The 15,999-nt window shown below is 35.4% G+C and carries 17 protein-coding genes and 1 pseudogene; 13 read left to right on the top strand and 5 right to left on the bottom strand.

Annotated features, from left to right (window positions below):
* Nucleotides 1-5: 5 nt before the first annotated feature.
* Genes NHG98_RS03030 through NHG98_RS03020 form a run of 3 tightly spaced genes read left to right on the top strand, consistent with a single transcriptional unit; the run spans nucleotide 6 to nucleotide 1,868 of the window.
* A complete protein-coding gene (locus tag NHG98_RS03030) occupies nucleotides 6-224 on the top strand; it encodes a hypothetical protein (RefSeq protein ID WP_096641409.1) in 219 nt (72 codons plus the stop codon).
* Complete coding sequence (locus NHG98_RS03025; protein WP_096641410.1) at nucleotides 139-1,296, top strand: recombinase family protein; 1,158 nt, start codon at nucleotides 139-141, stop codon at nucleotides 1,294-1,296. The genes NHG98_RS03030 and NHG98_RS03025 overlap by 86 nt, the downstream gene beginning before the upstream one ends.
* Nucleotides 1,293-1,868 (top strand): hypothetical protein, encoded by a 576-nt coding sequence (locus NHG98_RS03020; protein WP_259245558.1) that lies wholly within the window; start codon nucleotides 1,293-1,295, stop codon nucleotides 1,866-1,868. Before NHG98_RS03025 ends, NHG98_RS03020 begins: the two co-directional genes overlap by 4 nt.
* Here NHG98_RS03020 and ubiG read toward each other — a convergent pair.
* On the bottom strand, nucleotides 1,815-2,984 hold the full coding sequence (gene ubiG, locus NHG98_RS03015; protein WP_096641411.1) for a bifunctional 2-polyprenyl-6-hydroxyphenol methylase/3-demethylubiquinol 3-O-methyltransferase UbiG: 1,170 nt from the start codon (nucleotides 2,982-2,984) through the stop codon (nucleotides 1,815-1,817). The genes NHG98_RS03020 and ubiG overlap by 54 nt on opposite strands.
* Nucleotides 2,985-3,159: 175 nt before the next feature.
* On the opposite strand from ubiG, the gene dnaG reads away from it, so the two are divergent.
* Together dnaG and NHG98_RS03005 are read left to right on the top strand one after the other, a co-directional pair.
* Entirely contained in the window at nucleotides 3,160-4,908 is a 1,749-nt protein-coding gene (dnaG, locus tag NHG98_RS03010) for a DNA primase (RefSeq protein WP_096641412.1), read from the top strand.
* 399 nt (nucleotides 4,909-5,307) lie between these two features.
* Nucleotides 5,308-6,390: an efflux RND transporter periplasmic adaptor subunit gene (locus tag NHG98_RS03005; protein WP_096641413.1), complete on the top strand. Its 1,083-nt coding sequence runs from the start codon at nucleotides 5,308-5,310 to the stop codon at nucleotides 6,388-6,390.
* A 64-nt stretch (nucleotides 6,391-6,454) separates the two neighbouring features.
* Here the strand turns inward: NHG98_RS03005 and grxD are convergent, their stop codons facing one another.
* The 3 genes from grxD to NHG98_RS02990 all read right to left on the bottom strand — a co-directional run bounded on the left by grxD (nucleotide 6,455) and on the right by NHG98_RS02990 (nucleotide 8,413).
* Nucleotides 6,455-6,778, bottom strand: a complete 324-nt coding sequence (grxD, locus tag NHG98_RS03000) for a Grx4 family monothiol glutaredoxin (RefSeq protein ID WP_096641414.1) — start codon at nucleotides 6,776-6,778, stop codon at nucleotides 6,455-6,457.
* A gap of 15 nt (nucleotides 6,779-6,793) precedes the next feature.
* Nucleotides 6,794-7,012: a BolA/IbaG family iron-sulfur metabolism protein gene (locus NHG98_RS02995; protein WP_096641415.1), complete on the bottom strand. Its 219-nt coding sequence runs from the start codon at nucleotides 7,010-7,012 to the stop codon at nucleotides 6,794-6,796.
* A gap of 78 nt (nucleotides 7,013-7,090) precedes the next feature.
* On the bottom strand, nucleotides 7,091-8,413 hold the full coding sequence (locus tag NHG98_RS02990) for a malic enzyme-like NAD(P)-binding protein (RefSeq protein ID WP_096641416.1): 1,323 nt from the start codon (nucleotides 8,411-8,413) through the stop codon (nucleotides 7,091-7,093).
* Nucleotides 8,414-8,539: 126 nt separating this feature from the next.
* Here NHG98_RS02990 and pgsA point away from each other — a divergent pair, with 126 nt between their 5' ends.
* From pgsA to NHG98_RS02960, 6 genes are all read left to right on the top strand, one after another.
* Entirely contained in the window at nucleotides 8,540-9,082 is a 543-nt protein-coding gene (gene pgsA, locus NHG98_RS02985) for a CDP-diacylglycerol--glycerol-3-phosphate 3-phosphatidyltransferase (RefSeq protein WP_096641417.1), read from the top strand.
* A 108-nt stretch (nucleotides 9,083-9,190) separates the two neighbouring features.
* A complete protein-coding gene (locus tag NHG98_RS02980) occupies nucleotides 9,191-10,225 on the top strand; it encodes a hypothetical protein (protein ID WP_259245556.1) in 1,035 nt (344 codons plus the stop codon).
* Between the two features lie 62 nt (nucleotides 10,226-10,287).
* Nucleotides 10,288-10,974, top strand: a complete 687-nt coding sequence (locus NHG98_RS02975; RefSeq protein WP_096641418.1) for an outer membrane protein assembly factor BamD — start codon at nucleotides 10,288-10,290, stop codon at nucleotides 10,972-10,974.
* Nucleotides 10,975-11,054: 80 nt separating this feature from the next.
* Complete coding sequence (locus tag NHG98_RS02970) at nucleotides 11,055-11,795, top strand: YebC/PmpR family DNA-binding transcriptional regulator (RefSeq protein WP_096641419.1); 741 nt, start codon at nucleotides 11,055-11,057, stop codon at nucleotides 11,793-11,795.
* Between the two features lie 3 nt (nucleotides 11,796-11,798).
* Nucleotides 11,799-12,911, top strand: coding sequence for a peptidoglycan DD-metalloendopeptidase family protein (locus NHG98_RS02965; RefSeq protein ID WP_096641422.1), 1,113 nt, complete (start codon nucleotides 11,799-11,801; stop codon nucleotides 12,909-12,911).
* 7 nt (nucleotides 12,912-12,918) lie between these two features.
* Entirely contained in the window at nucleotides 12,919-13,764 is an 846-nt protein-coding gene (locus NHG98_RS02960; RefSeq protein WP_096641421.1) for an SPFH domain-containing protein, read from the top strand.
* Between the two features lie 122 nt (nucleotides 13,765-13,886).
* Here the strand turns inward: NHG98_RS02960 and NHG98_RS02955 are convergent, their stop codons facing one another.
* The gene (locus NHG98_RS02955) at nucleotides 13,887-14,054 is read right to left on the bottom strand and encodes a hypothetical protein (RefSeq protein ID WP_259245555.1); all 168 of its coding nucleotides are present in this window, start codon (nucleotides 14,052-14,054) and stop codon (nucleotides 13,887-13,889) included.
* 245 nt (nucleotides 14,055-14,299) lie between these two features.
* On the opposite strand from NHG98_RS02955, the pseudogene NHG98_RS02950 reads away from it, so the two are divergent.
* Together NHG98_RS02950 and NHG98_RS02945 are read left to right on the top strand one after the other, a co-directional pair.
* A pseudogene (locus NHG98_RS02950) lies at nucleotides 14,300-15,096 on the top strand (IS5 family transposase).
* Nucleotides 15,093-15,872 carry a hypothetical protein gene (locus NHG98_RS02945; RefSeq protein WP_096617945.1) on the top strand — a complete coding sequence of 260 codons (780 nt, stop codon included), beginning with the start codon at nucleotides 15,093-15,095 and terminating at the stop codon, nucleotides 15,870-15,872. The pseudogene NHG98_RS02950 and the gene NHG98_RS02945 overlap by 4 nt, the downstream one beginning before the upstream one ends.
* Nucleotides 15,873-15,999 lie beyond the last annotated feature (127 nt).

Here is a 15,999-nt window from a genome sequence, read left to right as displayed (position 1 = left end):
AAACTATGCGGAAAAGAACGTTAATTGTTAACTGCCTTTATGAGCCTGATCAGTCAGCAGATAAACATTTATCAGAAGCTTACGAACAGTTACTAAAGTATTCAGTAAAAAGAAACAACGAAAAGGAGGTAGAAAAAGATGATAACGGTGGCCTTGTATGCAAGAGTTTCATCAGACCGACAAGTGCGGGATCATACAATAGAGAGCCAAATTGCAGAGCTTAAGCGTAGAATTGCTGTAGATGGATATGAGTTATTGGAAGAATATGTATTCACTGACGATGGTCGTAGAGGGTCAAATTTAGAGCGTGAAGGTTTAAAGAATTTACGTGATAAAATAGCAGAAGGAAAAATTAATAAGATTTATATCTATTCACTAGATCGGTTGTCACGTGATCCTGTAGATCAAAGAGATGTAATAGATGAATTTAAGAGAGCAAGAGTAGAAATAATCTTTTCAAATCATAAGGTTGATGATACACCAGAGTCCGATTTAATGACAGATGTGCAAGGAGCAGTAGGAAGGTTTGAACTGAGACAAATCTTGATACGAAGCATGAGGGGAAAACTGCATGCAGCAAGAGAAGGTTGTGTAAGTGTGATAAGCAATGCACCTTATGGTTATCGATATATAAGAAAGCATGTAAAAGGAGGAGAAAACAAATTTGAAATAAAAGAAGAGGAAGCAAAAGTAGTGAGAGAGGTGTTCATGTGGATTGGAGAGGAAAGGATAAGTATTAGAGAAGCGGTAAAGAGACTAAGAGAAGCTTCTGTTAGAACACAAACAGGGAAAGAGGTGTGGCATCCAAGCACCATCCATAAGATGTTAAAAAATCCAGCATACAAGGGGCAAGCAGCATATGGTAAAACAAAGGCGGGTCCAGTAATGCTAGAAGTCAAACCAAAAAAAAGCAACAGCCGGCGAACTCACTCTATTTACAGTACAGATAAGGAGAATTGGATTTATATACCGGTGCCGAAAATAGTTGACGAGGATTTATTTAATGTAGTACAAGAACAATTGATTGAGAATAAACAGAGAGCAAGAGTGCAGCAAAGAAAAGAGACATATCTATTGCAAAAGCTAGTTGTGTGTAAGTGTTGTGGACGTGCTTACTGCGGAAGACGAAATTACGGCAAAGAAAAAAAGATTGTGAGTACTTATTACACTTGCCTGGGTACAAGAAATTTTTACGGTGATAAGGTATGCACTAACAGATCTATTCGTGGAGAAGTGTTGGAAACAGTTGTGTGGGAAGAAGTAAAAAGTTTGTTAAAAAATCCAGATAGGGTATGAAGGAGTACCAACGTAGAATTTCAGAACATAAGAATGAATTATTAGATGAAAGATTTGCAAGACGTGAGAGTCAATTAAAACAAAGTATTAAAGAACTTATAAATGATTATTATATTCAAGGGAATACAAGTGAGGAAAAATATATAAGCAAGGAAGAATTTAAGCAGGCAATGAAGAAAATGAAGGAACGTTTAAAAGAGATTGAAGGAGAGAAGAAAAAGGTGATTGATCAAAAGGAACTACGGCAGAAAATGAATCTTATTACAAATAGCATAAAGGGCTTTTATTCTAGTGTTAAATCGGAATTGGAACACCTAAATTGGCAAGCTAAACGTAGTCTTATTAGGATATTAGTAAAAGAAGTCAACATTGATCTTGATGAAGTAAATGTAGTATTTAAGATCAGAGAACTCAACAATCCCGCCCAGAATGGACAAAATCAGAAATTGGCAGATTGTCTAAGGTGTCTGGGCACTGGGATGACAAGAAGAGGGCACTGGGATGATATTAGAACCGTCTCAAACTACAATGTTTCCACAAAGTATATAATTAACATCCACACCTTTAGTTAGATTCCACTCACGCTTTATTACGTTGTACTCCATGCCAGCCATGTTTTGCAGCGTTACATTATTTTCTCTTAAGTGATTTGCAATTTCTGACGGCTTGAGAAATTTATTCCAATTGTGTGTGCCTTTTGGAAGCCAGTTTAATATGTACTCTGCACCAATTATTGCAAGGCAGAAGGATTTAATAGTTCTATTTATTGTGGATATAAAGATTAGCCCTTCTGGTTTAAGCAGTTCTACTGCTCTTTTCATAAAGAATTCTAAATTATCTACATGTTCAACTACTTCCATCAACAGAACCACGTCGTACTTCTTGTCATTGCTTAGCTCTTCAATGCTGGTGTGCGTATATTCTATATTAAGCCCTACTTTTTTCGCATGCGATTGTGCTACTTTTATGTTTTCTGCGCATACATCTATTCCTGAAACGTTAATGCCAACGCGTGCCATTGACTCTGATAAAATGCCACCACCGCATCCAACATCAAGCAATGATAATTCTTTCAAATTGCATTTTTTTAACTCTTTTATTTTCTCAATAATGTAAGATACTCTAACAGGATTCATCATGTGCAATGGTTTGAATTTGCCGTTCTCATCCCACCACTGGCCTGCCATTTTAGCGAATTTTGATATTTCATCTTCGTTATAAGTTTTTGTTTTTTTTTTCTTAGAGGTTATATTGCTGAGTTTATCAAGGCGTTTTTTATGTCTGCTTTCTTTTGAAAATTCTGTTTCGAGGAATTGTTTGACTATGTCTTTTGCTAATCCACTCGCAGTAAACCCTGCACCAAGACACAGTACATTTGCGTTGCCATGCTCGCGAGCTAATTTTGCGATCTCAACACTGTTACATAAAGCAGCGTAGATTCCTTCAAAACGATTTGCCACAGTACTCATGCCCAAACCTGTACCACAAATTAATACCCCATAATTTGCTTTTTTGCTTGTTATATCTTCTACAACTTTAACAGCGTAATCTGGGTAATCTACACACTTTTGCTTAGCAGTGCAGCCTTGATCTACCGCTGTGTAACCCAGGGTTTCCAGGTAGGATTTTATTTCTGATTTTAATTCATAACCAGCATGATCTGAGGCAATTGATATTATATCTGACATATAAAAAATTGATCTTGCATAACTTAAGGATATTTATATGGGTAATTTATTTTGATCTTTCTGTCAAGCCGTTTTAATACTCCTGATCTTTCGGGAGTCCTAAAGCTTGAAATAAATTTCGAGTCAGATGTGCATAAATTCTATATAATTTTTATCCTACTACTAATTTAACAAGATGGATCATATAGATATTATAAAATCAAAATTATTATTATCTGACATAGTAGGTAAAAAAGTCAGGCTAATAAAAAGAGGAGATAGTTTTGTTGGGCTCTGTCCATTTCATAACGAAAAAACCCCATCTTTTTCGGTGAGCAATACTAAGGGGTTATATTACTGTTTTGGTTGCTTAGCTAGTGGTGATGCATTTGAATTTATTTCACAAACTGAAGGATTAAGCTTTAAAGAAGCATTGGAAAGATTAGCATCGGTTACAGGTGTTGAACTGCCCAAAAGTCTTAGTATTACAAAAGAGGACAATAAACTATTTTTAGCGCTTGATTTAGCTGCAAATTGGTTTGCACAAAAAAATCAGGGCGTTATAGATTATTTAAAGCAGCGCAGGATTTCACCTGAAATCATAGATAAATTTAGAATAGGTTATGCACCAAGCTCTGGTTTGAAAGAGTATTTAAACTCTTCAGGTATTGAAGACAAAATTTTAATTGATATTGGATTAGTAAACAAAAATTTTCATGATTATTTTTATGACCGGCTGATATTTCCTATACAGAGCATTGCAGGGAGAGTTATTGGTTTTGGCGGACGTGCTCTGAGCTTTGAGCAACAGCCGAAATATTTAAACAGCCCAGAGAGTCAGCTCTTCAAGAAGAGGGAGAATTTATACGGATTAAACTTTGCTTTAAGCGAAATACGTAAAAAACAGCACATACTTGTTGTTGAAGGGTATATGGACGTGATAGCGCTACATCAAGCAGGAATTAGTAATGCAGTTGCTCCACTTGGTACCGCAATTTCTGCAGAACAGATAAAAAACCTGTGGAGATTTGCTAAAGAAATCTCCATCTGTATGGATGGAGATAGTGCTGGACGTCATGCTGCTACCCGAGTTGCGGAACTTGCTCTGCCAATATTAGAGCCTGGATACACGTTAAAGTTTGTGACTTTGCCGAGTAATAAAGATCCATACGATATATGTAACGAACTGGCATACAAGAAAGAAGACGTGTTGACTGCTCTTGACCATTCAACAAAACTGCATTCTGAATATTTATGGCATCACATAGTCAGTAATAGTCTGCAAAGCTACGAAAAACTTGCTCCAGAAAAATATTCAATTCTTGAGCACAGGTTCATGGAATATGTAAATACTATTAGCAACAGCAGTATTAGACGGTATTATAGAGATTATTTTTACAATAAGGCTAGTGAACTAAGAAGTAGCTTCAAAAAACAGATTTTTAATAGTAAAATTAGAGCAACAAAAGGTGAGTATCTTCATAACAAATCTCCAGAGCTAATTGAAGCGGAGCAAAATCAGGCCATAATTTTGCGTATAGCCGTAGAATTTCCTGAAATCTTGAACCGTCCTATATTTTTTGAGCAATTTTCTCATTTTGAATTTACTAATGAGATGAAAAGATTACAACAGCGTGTAATTGATGTAATAAGTAACAAAAGCAAACTTGGTAAAGAGGCTTTGTTACAAGAATTGAAACAGTTTGACGTTATAAAGTATGTATTTGAAAAAACTAGTGTACTAAATAGCCAACTGAACGAGAGCAAATCTGCAGAAATTGTGTGGAATAATATAGTGTTACTAAAAGAATTAAATGCATTACGAAAAGAAAGAACCGAAGCGAGGCTGAGCGGTAATCTTGACTTAGAAGAAAGGTTGATAGAACAAATAGAGCAAATAGAAAGTAATATACAAGAAATGCAAATGGAATTTATTGAAAAGTAGAGCTGTTATAAAAAAATTCATGCCAAATCCCAATAAATATAGAGTTTCAATGAACATAGACCAGGCTGATAAGTTTATAAAGGACACTTTACAAATTGAAATTGATAGTGTTGAACAATTGAGTACCCGTTTAATGGAGCGTTAAAACTCTATTTAAATATATACTAATATACTGAGTTTTGTTACAATATTCTTATTTCCATAATATCATTTGATGGAAATTTTCAGTCTCATGCACAACTTTATTTGCAATTTTACATTTTTATTCGATTAAAAATTGCATTTTTGCAATAAAAAACTTACTTATTGTAGGAAAATCTTGTGTTTGTTCTCATATAAAATTATTTATGGAGTGACAATGGTGCATGTATTATACTTACATTTCTGATTCGAAAATTTATGCAGTTGTTTCTAACAAAATTAGTTAACAAATTCTATTGTTTAAAGATGAGAAATAAAGTAATCATCATTTCCAGTATTGCTTTTATTCTACTGTTTTTTAGCAGCAGTGCATTTTTAAAAAAAGATCAGGCGGTTCATGGTGATAATGCAACTAGTAGCTTTTCAGTAAAAACTCAAGAATGTGCGCCGCAAAACCGCACTATATATTTAAATTTTTCTGGTACGGTAAATCCCTTACATAGAGCTAGCCTTGTCTCAAAAATAAGTGGTAAGATTATTGCTATTTATTTACCTGATGGTGAAAAGGTAAAAAGAGATGATGTAGTGTTAAAGATAGAAGATTATGACAGGATTGAGCAAGCTCAGAAAGCCAAAGCTTTATTAAAGCAGCGTGAAATTGAGTATGATTCCTCTCACAAACTGAATAAAAAAGGCTATGGAGCACAAATACAAGTAGAAGCAGCTTTTACTGCGTTACAAAGTGCAAAAGCTGACCTAAAAAGGCTAGAATTGGATTTAGAAAATACTGCAGTCACATCTCCTATAGATGGTTATATTGATAAAATCAATGCAAACGAAGGGGATTTTGTTAATGCTGGGCAAAAAATAGCTGACGTGGTTAATTTCGATCAAATTCTTGTAGTGTTATACATTTCGGAAAATGAAGTAAATAAAATAGAGCTAGGCAGCACAGCTCAAATTAATTTGCTGGACGGAAAAGAATTGGCAGGTGAAGTAAGTTTTATTAGTAAAATTGCTGAGCCTAAAACTGGGTCTTATAGGGTAGAAGTGAAGGTAACCAATAATAAAATGATATCCTTGCAGGAACTAACTGCCAACGTAAGGCTACCTTCAGGCGAAAGATTTACATATAAAGTTCCTTCTTCAGCCCTGAGCTTAAGTGACGAGGGTGCTCTTGGAATAAAGATTGTTGACGACAATAATTATGTAATATTTGTACCAATAGAAATTGTTGATCATGAGAGCGATGGGGTTTGGATAGTAGCAAATAACGAAGGTAAACCCATAAAGTTAATAGTATTAGGCCACCTATTTGTTAACCCTGGTGATAAGGTTTAAGACATAAGATCCTTTTTCATGGTATACTACGTTATCCAGCGTCTGGGCACTGGTTTCTTGGTACTTATTCCGCAATAATTTTTTTTTCCTTCAATAAATTTTGCAGTTCGCCTTTTTCGTACATCTCGCGAGTGATGTCGCAACCACCGATAAACTCTTCCTTTATATATAATTGTGGAATTGTTGGCCAATCAGAAAACTTTTTTATAGATTCACGTATTTCATCATTCTCCAACACGTTAATATACTTAAACTTCACGTTCAATTTTTTTAGGATTGACACGACGAGTCCAGAGAATCCGCATTGAGGAAAATCAGAAGTGCCTTTCATGTACAACACCACATCATTTTCCGCTATATCTTTTTTTATTTGTTCAAAATTGCTCATAAATTTACCTTATTTTTAAGTATTAGTTTCCAGTTGCAAGGCGTGTATAGACTGACCTTCCAGAGCTTTATATACCATTTTATGCTGTTCTATTTTTGTCTTTCCAAGAAAGCGCTTGGAGGTTATTTTTAAATGATAATGATCATCATCTCCAGCAAGGTCATGAACTTTTATATCAGCGTCGGGGAACGATTGTTTGATGATCCTTTCTAATTCGTGAATTGCAATAGTCATTGATTTGCTTTAAATTACAATACTTTCATTATAAATCTAAAACGACTGGGTGCAATTGAATTATTGATTATATGGTTACTAATATTGTGAAGACAGTAGATTCAGCGTGTTAAGTGCACTAGCAAGGCGAGATTTCAATTGATTTTCATATTTACTCCAATCTTGTATTGCCTTTCTTGCAATACCTGAATCAACTGCGGCTTTTGCAACAGCAGGAGATACTATAGAAATTAATCTTGGGTCAAATGGAGTAGGTATTATATATTCACGTCCATAGCTCATTTTACGACCGCCATAGGCTGCAGATATCTCCTCAGACACTGGCTCACGGGCAAGCTTTGCTATTGCATCTGCAGCTGCAATTTTCATCTCATCATTTATTGTTGTTGCATGTACATCAAGCGCTCCTCTGAATATATAAGGAAATCCCATTACGTTGTTGACTTGATTGTTGTAATCTGACCTGCCAGTTGCGATTATTGCATCTGGCCTCACAGATTTTGCAAACTCAGGCCTTACTTCTGGATCGGGGTTGGCGAGAGCGAAAATAATCGGGTCTTTGCCCATACTCTTTAACATCTCTTCATTTAACACATCTTTTGCAGATAATCCGATGAATACATCAGCGCCTTTTATTGTATCAAGTAGAGAACGTTCGGAAGTATCAATTGCATATTTTTCCTTCCACTCATTCATGTCCTCGTTTCTACCTTTGTATATTACTCCTTGCTTATCACACAGCACTATATTTTTAGCGCCCATGGACTTTAGTATTTCTAAACATGCAATACCGGCTGCTCCAGCACCATTCATAATGATCTTAACGTCCTCTAATTTCTTTCCAACAATATCAAGAGCATTTTTTACACCGGCTGCAACAACCACTGCAGTCCCATGCTGGTCATCATGGAACACTGGAATATCCATCAGTTCATTCAGACGTTTCTCTATTATAAAACAATCGGGAGATCTTATATCCTCTAAATTTATCCCCCCCCAACTTGGCCCAAGGTACCTTACTGCATTGATAAAATCTTCTATATTTTCTGTACCAACTTCTATATCAACTGCATCAATATCAGCAAAACGCTTAAATAAAACAGCTTTGCCTTCCATGACAGGTTTTGCAGCAAGAGGGCCGATATTACCAAGCCCAAGCACTGCAGTGCCATTTGAAATGACAGCAACACAGTTGCTTTTTGTCGTATAATCATAAACAACCTCAGGATTTTTAGCTATTTCAAGGCACGGAGCTGCAACGCCAGGAGAATAAGCAAGTGACAAATCATACTGGGTAGATAAAGGTTTTGTTGGCATGATTGAAATTTTACCAGGGTTACCACCTCTACTGTGATACTTAAGTGCCTCTTGTTTTGTGGTATTATCTAAGTCATCGTTCATTCTTATATTTTAAGCTTGTAATTTTTAAGTATATGGAGTTTTTATAAATGTTCAATTGTAAACTATTAGCTTGTGAACTCTGTTGTACTTCTGTATAAGTTTACCTATTACGTAAGATGACATTACATGCTTAAGAAAAACGTGCCTAATTTGCTTACAATTTCTCGCGCACTTGCAATACCAGCAATAATATTAAGTTTTTATATAGAAAATAAATATGCAGGCCTGATAACAATATCAATCTTTGTGTTTGCGTGCATTACGGATTTTTTTGATGGTTACTTGGCGCGTACGTGGAAAGTCCAATCAAAGTTTGGCAAGCTATTTGATCCAATTGCTGATAAATTAATAGTGGTTTCAACGATAATTATGCTAGTTTATAAGCAGAAGATAAATGATTTTACAATAGTACCATCGATTATCATTATCTGTAGGGAAATATTAGTTCCGGGTTTACGGGAGTTCCTTATAGCTATAAATGTTAGTCTACCTGTAAGCAAAGCTGGAAAAATTAAAACATTTCTACAGATGATTGCTGTAGTAGCGCTAATAATGAACGATTATGATATGATTCAATATATAGGTGTGATTTGTTTATGGGTTGCAGCTATTATAACTATGTGGTCAGGCTATAATTATGTTCTAGCCGGCATCAGACAGATTGACTGAATTTCTTGAGAAACAGTTAATATATAAAAGTGGTTAATACTTTCATAATATTGACTGAATAGTTAAAATCCTGTATAATGTATTAGTTCATAAATCAATAGGGTTTATATGACATATGAAGTGGGTAATAGCAAATTCTACGTAAAGAATCCTATGACAAATGATCCTGTAAAACCAAGTGTTTATGAAGAGAACCCTAAGAAAGAGTCTAAGGAAAGGCTAGAACAAGAGTCATTAACACTAAAAGAAGAAGCGGAAAAAAAGAAGAAACTCGAACAGGAGTTATTAATGCTAAAAGTAGAAGAAGCAGAAAAAAAGAAGAAGCTAGAACAAGAGCTATTAACACTAAAAAAAAGAGAGCTACATAGAAAATATGTATCATTGGCGACAATGATTCCATTTGCATTGTTGATGGCAATTGAACTGGAAAAAACATGTAGCGATCAGGTATTACTCGGCCTTATAAGCAGCGCATTAGGTCATACTATATTACCCTTTACAACTTTATATCTTATTTGCACGCTATATTTAATTTATAATAATAGAAAAATAGCACAAAAAGAACGAGAATTGGAGAATATTGAAAATGGGGAAATAATAGAAAAAGAAAGGGGAGACATTCCTTACACAGTTGATGATTACTTTAACTATGCTGATGCTGCTTTAGTTACATTAGTTATTGTGGCTAGCATAGTAAGTCAAGCGTTAGAGCAAGGAATAATAGGAGATGTAGCTTTTTCACTTTCTAGTCTATTTTACTTTGTAGCAAGCGCCACTTTTTGCTATCGTGAGTACAAAAAAAGTAAAAATTCTGAAGTAGAAAAAGAGCAAGGCTTTGATGAGAAATCTGAAAAAAAGACAAGCAATATGTCTGCAGCTAAGTTAATGCTTGCTGGTTCTTCTATATTATTAATAAGAAGGATAATGTTAATAGCACTATCATCATCTTTACATCCTGCTGTTGGACCTACTTTAGGCTTGGTAGGTATGATCTTTTTAATAGCAGGAAATGTACTGATTGCACGTTCTTATAGTAAGAAGCTAGCAAATATAGAAGTGAGCGGAAAAGGTGTTTCAATAGGTGCTGGTGTGGGTAATATAGGAGATAGCGGCTCAAACACAGAAGGGCCGGCTATTGCCTAGTAAAAATTTATTTATTTAAGTAATATTTAGGTCTATACTTTATTTTGATCGAAAAAAATCTTATGTATAAGACTTTAATCACGTGCTTTATTTTTCTAATTTGCTCCTTTACACAATCGTATGCGAATGATCTTGAAAAAACTGAAACTGAACTATATGAAGAAGCAGTTGAACTTTTTGACCAGAAAAAATATAAACAAGCTATTAGGGCATTTCAAAAGATAGAGGATTTGTACCCTTTCTCTTATTGGGCAAGGAAAGCAAAATTATTATCTGGGGTTTCTCACTATAATATGGGTAACTATAGAAGTGCTGCAAGTGATATGGATGATTATATATATGTTTATTCAAATGGTGAAGATTTACCATATGTATACTACTTAATAGTATTATCTTATTACATGCAAATTAATAAAGTGCAACTTGGACAGCAAACTGCATATAAAACTTTAGAGCTAGCCACTGAGTACATTAATCTCTTTCCAGGTAGCGAATATGTAGACGAGATGAAGGAAAAAGCAAAGCTGATCACAGAGCATATATCAACAAAAGAGTACTCTATCGGTAAATTTTACCTGAGGCGCGGTGAATATTTAGCAGCAATTAAGCGTTTCCAGAATACGGCAAGCTATAAAGATTCTAAATATTTTTCTAAGTCTATTAACTATTTAGTAGCAGCCCATTCAGCTCTTGGCCTTGACTTAGAAGCTGAGCAGTATGAAAGTATGTTATTAGCAGAAAATCTGTAAGATGCCAAGCCAGAGGCTTGAAAATTTGCTTTAGCTTTTTCTATGCTTTGATATATAATTAAGTTTTTGACTATTTGAATATGGCTGGTCATTCACAATTTTCAAATATAAAACATCGGAAAGGCGCTCAGGATGCAAAGCGCTCTCAAAAATTTACGAAGCTGATTAGAGAAATAACAGTTGCTGCAAAGCAAGGGCTGCCCGATCCCGAACTCAACCCGCGCCTTCGCTCTGCTATATTTGTTGCACGCAAGGAAAATCTACCAAAAGATAAAATGGAAACAGCAATAAAAAATGCAACCGGTAACGTTGCTGGAGAAAATTATGAGGAAATCCAATATGAAGGTCATGGACCTTCTGGCACTGCACTCATTGTCCATGCCTTGACTAATAACCGCAACCGTACTGCTTCTGAGGTACGTTATATATTTTCTCGCAAGGGTGGAAACTTGGGAGAAACAGGAAGTGTTAGTTACCTTTTCGATCATGTAGGCTTAATCGTCTATAAAGCAGAGGGTGTGAATTTTGATGATTTATTTAATTATGGGATCGAGTTAGAAGTATTGAATGTTGAGGAAAATGACAAAGAAGGATTACATGTTATAACTTGTGAAATAAAAGATTTTGGTAAAGTACGCGATGCCTTTTATGCAAAATTCAGAGAACCAGAACTTGCTCGTCTTTCGTGGCAACCAAAGGATCTAGTTGAAATTAGCGATAAAGAGTTGATTGATAAATTATCTGCATTGGTTGAAGAGCTGGAAGATAATGATGATGTACAGTATGTGGAAGGTAATTTTACTTTTGTTGATGCTGTTTAAATGATGAAGTTGATTATATTTATACTGCTCTTTATCTTACCGTTATATACCGCTGAAACATCAACAGATCTTGCAGTGCTGTTCCAGCATGGGATCAGGAAAAAAGAGCCAATGTCAAACAAACAACTGTACGAACATTGTGATATAAAGGTAATTTCCACCAAGAAAGATGTCATCCCAGTGCTTGACTACTTGGATCCAGAAAATTCAATTACAAATGGACACACCAACTGGATTCCAGCGTCAAGCGCTGGAATGACAGGAGAGGATTTTGAGGTGACAGAAAGTAACCATGATAGAAGATTATTATTCATGTCCAGTACCATAAAATCTTCCTTTTTTGCCACGGGAATTGAGCAAGGGTTGGCGCCAAATACAGTGGTAAAATTGATCAACATATATAAAGATTTTGGTGTTGATTTTAAAAAAGACATTGTGCCGAAGAGTAAATCGGAGGTTCTTTTTGAGAGATCGCTCGGTAATCAGAAGACTAAAGAAAAGATTTTATATGCTTCACTGACAATAAACAAGAAAGCTATTAGTTTATATCATTATAAATCGCAAGACGGGAAAGAAAGGTATTTTAATAAAGAAGGAATAAGCTTAAAAAATGGCGAAATTTTTGCAAATCCTTTAAATGGAGATTATCGCATATCCTCAAAATTTGGCAATAGAAAGCATCCTGTTCGCGGTAAAATTGCTTTTCACAAAGGAGTGGATTATGCAGCTAAGCTTGGCACTCCCATATACGCTGCTGCAGAGGGTGTGGTAGAATATATAGGAAAGAATGGTGGCTATGGAAATTACATCAAAATAAAACACAAAAATGAATATTCAACCTGTTATGCGCATATAAGTAGATTTAGTGGTGATATAAAGTTAGGCTCTAAAGTAAAGCAGGGGCAGGTCATCGCCTATGTTGGTAGCACTGGTGTTGCAACAGGCCCTCATTTACATTACGAAGTTATATATAACGGCAAACACATCGATCCGCTTACGATAGCCCATAAAACTGAAGTAAAATTGCCTGATCATGAATTAAGAGAGTTTAAACTATTTGTAAATAAAATAAATAAAACGATCAACAGAGAGGGTTCAAGTGAAAAAGAAGTTTAAAGACAATATGGATAAGAATACGATAAACGATAGAAATTTAAGTCAACTCCGGTTTTTTCCTGTACTAATAGCGCTAGGATTAATTTTATTGCTGCTTTTTTTGGCATATGACAGCACAATTGCGCTTGGAGTTGCTGCTGTTTCAATTTTGACTTTTCTTCAAGGATTTTTTATTAATGACCCTAATGAAGCAAGAGTGATAGAGTTTTTTGGTCATTATATTGGAACCTATTTTAAGTCTGGAATATGTATAACGCTTCCCTTTTCAAGCAAATATATAGTTTCCCTAAAATTTCAGAATATTAACACAGAAAAAATAAAAGTGAATGATGCAAATGGAAGTCCAATAGAGATTTCTGCAGTAATTGTTTGGAGAGTAAACAGCCCTGCAAAGGCGTATTATAATGTTAACAACTATCACGAATTTGTTTTTGTACAAAGTGACTCAGTAATAAGAGAATTAGCAAGCAATTATCCGTATGATAGCGAAAGCGATGAGGAATCTTTACGTAAAAATTCTGATAAAATTTCAGATGAATTGCGGTCAATGTTACAACAAAGATTAGATATTGCAGGAATTGAGATTACAGAAGCAAGAATATCGCATTTGGCGTATTCGTCCGAGATTGCACAAGCAATGTTAAGGCGTCAACAAGCACATGCTATCACTTCGGCAAGAAGGCATATAGTGCAAAATGCAATAGGAATTGTCGAGGAAGTAATAGCTCATTTTGAAAAAAACAAAAGCTTACAATTAGATGGCAAGCAAAAGGTTCAATTGATAAATAATTTGTTGGTTGCCCTAATCTCTGAGCAAGATGCACAACCGACGATTAGTTTGGATAATAATTAGTATAGAGACCTTAAGTATACTTTTAATTCTTTTTGGTTGATAGGCCAAACTATGCTACTATTATAATTTAGCAAAGAAATTTAAGATTGTCAACATTTTAAGCTTGATATAGCTAATGCAAGTCAGGTTTCCCTCGTCATATCGCCGCGGTATCTCTTAGCCGCTAACACGTAGCGGGATGACGAGGTTATCGTCATACCACCGCGAACCGTCATACCGCCGCGGTATCTCTTAGCTGCTAACACATAGCGGAATGACGAAGTTATCGTCATGCCACCGCGAACCGTCATACCGCCGCGGCGCTAACAAGAGATCCCGCTAACACGTAGCGGGATGACGATTTATCAGCAATCTACGTCATACCGCGATTCATTCGCGGTATCTCTTAGCCGCTAACACGTAGCGGGATGACGGTTGTCGTTTAGCTATAAATGTTTAAGAAATTTACCAAACGAAAAAAAAGGCAAAAGAAGCCCTGGTCATTAGACTTCTTTCAAAATTAGAAGAAGGAGTGTAAGATCAAGTATTTGAAAGCATGAAATATAAGGAAATAGAAAAGTTAGAAGGAGAAAAGTTTCGACGTTTAACAGGGGTAAAAAAAGCAACATTTGAGCGAATGGTAGAAATTATGGATGAGAAAGAAAAAAAGCTAGAAGTGGAAGAAAAAGCAAACTTTGCGTAGAAGACAGGCTACTGATGGCACTAGAATATATAACCGCACATATTTTCATATTGGACAAAGTTATGGCATGAGTGAAAGTAATTGTTTTAAAATAATAAGATGGGTAGAAGACACATTAATAAAATATCCAGATTTTGCATTACCAGGAAAAAAAGAACTATTAAAGAGTGATGTAGAATATGAAGTTTTAGTAATAGACGGAACTGAGACGCCAGTAGAGAGGCCAAAAAAAAGCAAAAGCCCTTCTACTCTGGAAAGAAAAAAAGGCATACTATAAAAACACAAATAGTAACAGAGAAGAAAAGTCATATGCACATCTTTCTCGAATGGCAGAAAACACGATTTTCGGATGTTTAGAGAATCAAAAGTAGCAGCAAACTAAAATCTTAGCTGATGCTGGCTACAGGGGAATGCAGAAGATACACAAAAATGTTGTATTATCGCACAGGAAAAAGAAAAAGAATCCGTTAAGCAAAGAACAAAAAAAAGAGAACAGGACACTTATGAGCCACAGGGCAATACTTGAAAACGTAATTGGCTTATTGAAAAGGTTTAAAATCATTTCCGATAGATATAGAAAGCGACGAAAACGTTTTGGTTTAAGATTTAATTTGATTCCTGCTATCCACAATTTTGAGCTCTTTACATGAATTTTGAAAGAAGTCTATTGATCGAAGATGATGTGGCTATAGTAAGTCAAGCTTCTACAAGTAATGATCAAACAACACCGCAGCAGGAAAGTGTAGTGCTTTCTATAGGTAATAGTACAAGTAGAGCTTTATGTGTTGCAACTTCGGATGCTCAACAGGTTGTTCCTCGTGGAGGGACTGTTAGTACTATTGAGGCATTAAAGAATTTGCCTAACAACAGAACAATTAAAATTTTTCTCCTTAATGGTCAGAGTGTTGCTCAAATTTTTAAAAAGTCTGATCGAGAGGCTGAACTTTCTCTCCCTAATGGTAATACCTATGAACTTGATTTACATTTGATTAATGAAGAAAGTCTAAAAGTGCTATTTAATAAAGAAAATTCAGTTCTAGCTAATGCTATTAATGATTTTTCTACTGTTAAAATACCAGCTTTAGAACAAAAAAGTGGTAAGAATGAACAAGCTCCTATTCAATTAGCTGGACATGTAATACGAGAGGATCCCATACAAGTAGTACAGCCGAAAAGTTTAGTAAATTTAGAAATCCTTAACGAACATCATTCTAATATTACAGCTAATACTAACGATGAAGGTGTTGGCACTACTATAAATGATCAATCAACCTCTATTATCAGTAGCGATGGTAGGAATAAACAAACTCCTATTCTAACAAGCCCCCCCTATAGTTCCAAAGAAATCAGAAGAACTTGCTGCACAAACTGCTGTGTGTCCAGAAAAGGCGAGTATGTTCAGTGGGAGGTAGACCCACCAGGATAAGAGTCGGAGTCCTGTAGCTAGGGTAGCAATATGGAGGGAAACCAAGATATTGAAGCCTACCGACAACGTTATCGTAAGGATAATGGCGAATTATCAAGTTGTAGCGAAAGCGAACACATAGGTGGCC

Origin of the sequence: Wolbachia endosymbiont of Aedes albopictus (assembly GCF_024804185.1) — a bacterium.
In the GTDB taxonomy this organism is placed as follows: domain Bacteria; phylum Pseudomonadota; class Alphaproteobacteria; order Rickettsiales; family Anaplasmataceae; genus Wolbachia; species Wolbachia pipientis_B.
Note: the sequence above shows the minus strand (reverse complement) of the source record. Positions and strands in the feature narration are given on the sequence as shown.

What these genes read in the sequence shown, in the direction of transcription:
- pgsA (WP_096641417.1), top strand. Translation starts at nt 8,540, where the DNA reads ATGCTTAAGAAAAACGTGCCTAATTTGCTTACAATTTCTCGCGCACTT.
- NHG98_RS03005 (WP_096641413.1), top strand. Translation starts at nt 5,308, where the DNA reads ATGCAGTTGTTTCTAACAAAATTAGTTAACAAATTCTATTGTTTAAAG.
- NHG98_RS03020 (WP_259245558.1), top strand. Translation starts at nt 1,293, where the DNA reads ATGAAGGAGTACCAACGTAGAATTTCAGAACATAAGAATGAATTATTA.
- NHG98_RS03025 (WP_096641410.1), top strand. Translation starts at nt 139, where the DNA reads ATGATAACGGTGGCCTTGTATGCAAGAGTTTCATCAGACCGACAAGTG.
- NHG98_RS03030 (WP_096641409.1), top strand. Translation starts at nt 6, where the DNA reads ATGCGGAAAAGAACGTTAATTGTTAACTGCCTTTATGAGCCTGATCAG.
- NHG98_RS02945 (WP_096617945.1), top strand. Translation starts at nt 15,093, where the DNA reads ATGAATTTTGAAAGAAGTCTATTGATCGAAGATGATGTGGCTATAGTA.
- NHG98_RS02970 (WP_096641419.1), top strand. Translation starts at nt 11,055, where the DNA reads ATGGCTGGTCATTCACAATTTTCAAATATAAAACATCGGAAAGGCGCT.
- NHG98_RS02990 (WP_096641416.1), bottom strand. Translation starts at nt 8,413, where the DNA reads ATGAACGATGACTTAGATAATACCACAAAACAAGAGGCACTTAAGTAT.
- NHG98_RS02995 (WP_096641415.1), bottom strand. Translation starts at nt 7,012, where the DNA reads ATGACTATTGCAATTCACGAATTAGAAAGGATCATCAAACAATCGTTC.
- NHG98_RS02980 (WP_259245556.1), top strand. Translation starts at nt 9,191, where the DNA reads ATGACATATGAAGTGGGTAATAGCAAATTCTACGTAAAGAATCCTATG.
- dnaG (WP_096641412.1), top strand. Translation starts at nt 3,160, where the DNA reads ATGGATCATATAGATATTATAAAATCAAAATTATTATTATCTGACATA.
- NHG98_RS02960 (WP_096641421.1), top strand. Translation starts at nt 12,919, where the DNA reads ATGGATAAGAATACGATAAACGATAGAAATTTAAGTCAACTCCGGTTT.
- grxD (WP_096641414.1), bottom strand. Translation starts at nt 6,778, where the DNA reads ATGAGCAATTTTGAACAAATAAAAAAAGATATAGCGGAAAATGATGTG.
- NHG98_RS02955 (WP_259245555.1), bottom strand. Translation starts at nt 14,054, where the DNA reads ATGACGGTTCGCGGTGGCATGACGATAACTTCGTCATTCCGCTATGTG.
- NHG98_RS02965 (WP_096641422.1), top strand. Translation starts at nt 11,799, where the DNA reads ATGAAGTTGATTATATTTATACTGCTCTTTATCTTACCGTTATATACC.
- NHG98_RS02975 (WP_096641418.1), top strand. Translation starts at nt 10,288, where the DNA reads ATGTATAAGACTTTAATCACGTGCTTTATTTTTCTAATTTGCTCCTTT.
- ubiG (WP_096641411.1), bottom strand. Translation starts at nt 2,984, where the DNA reads ATGTCAGATATAATATCAATTGCCTCAGATCATGCTGGTTATGAATTA.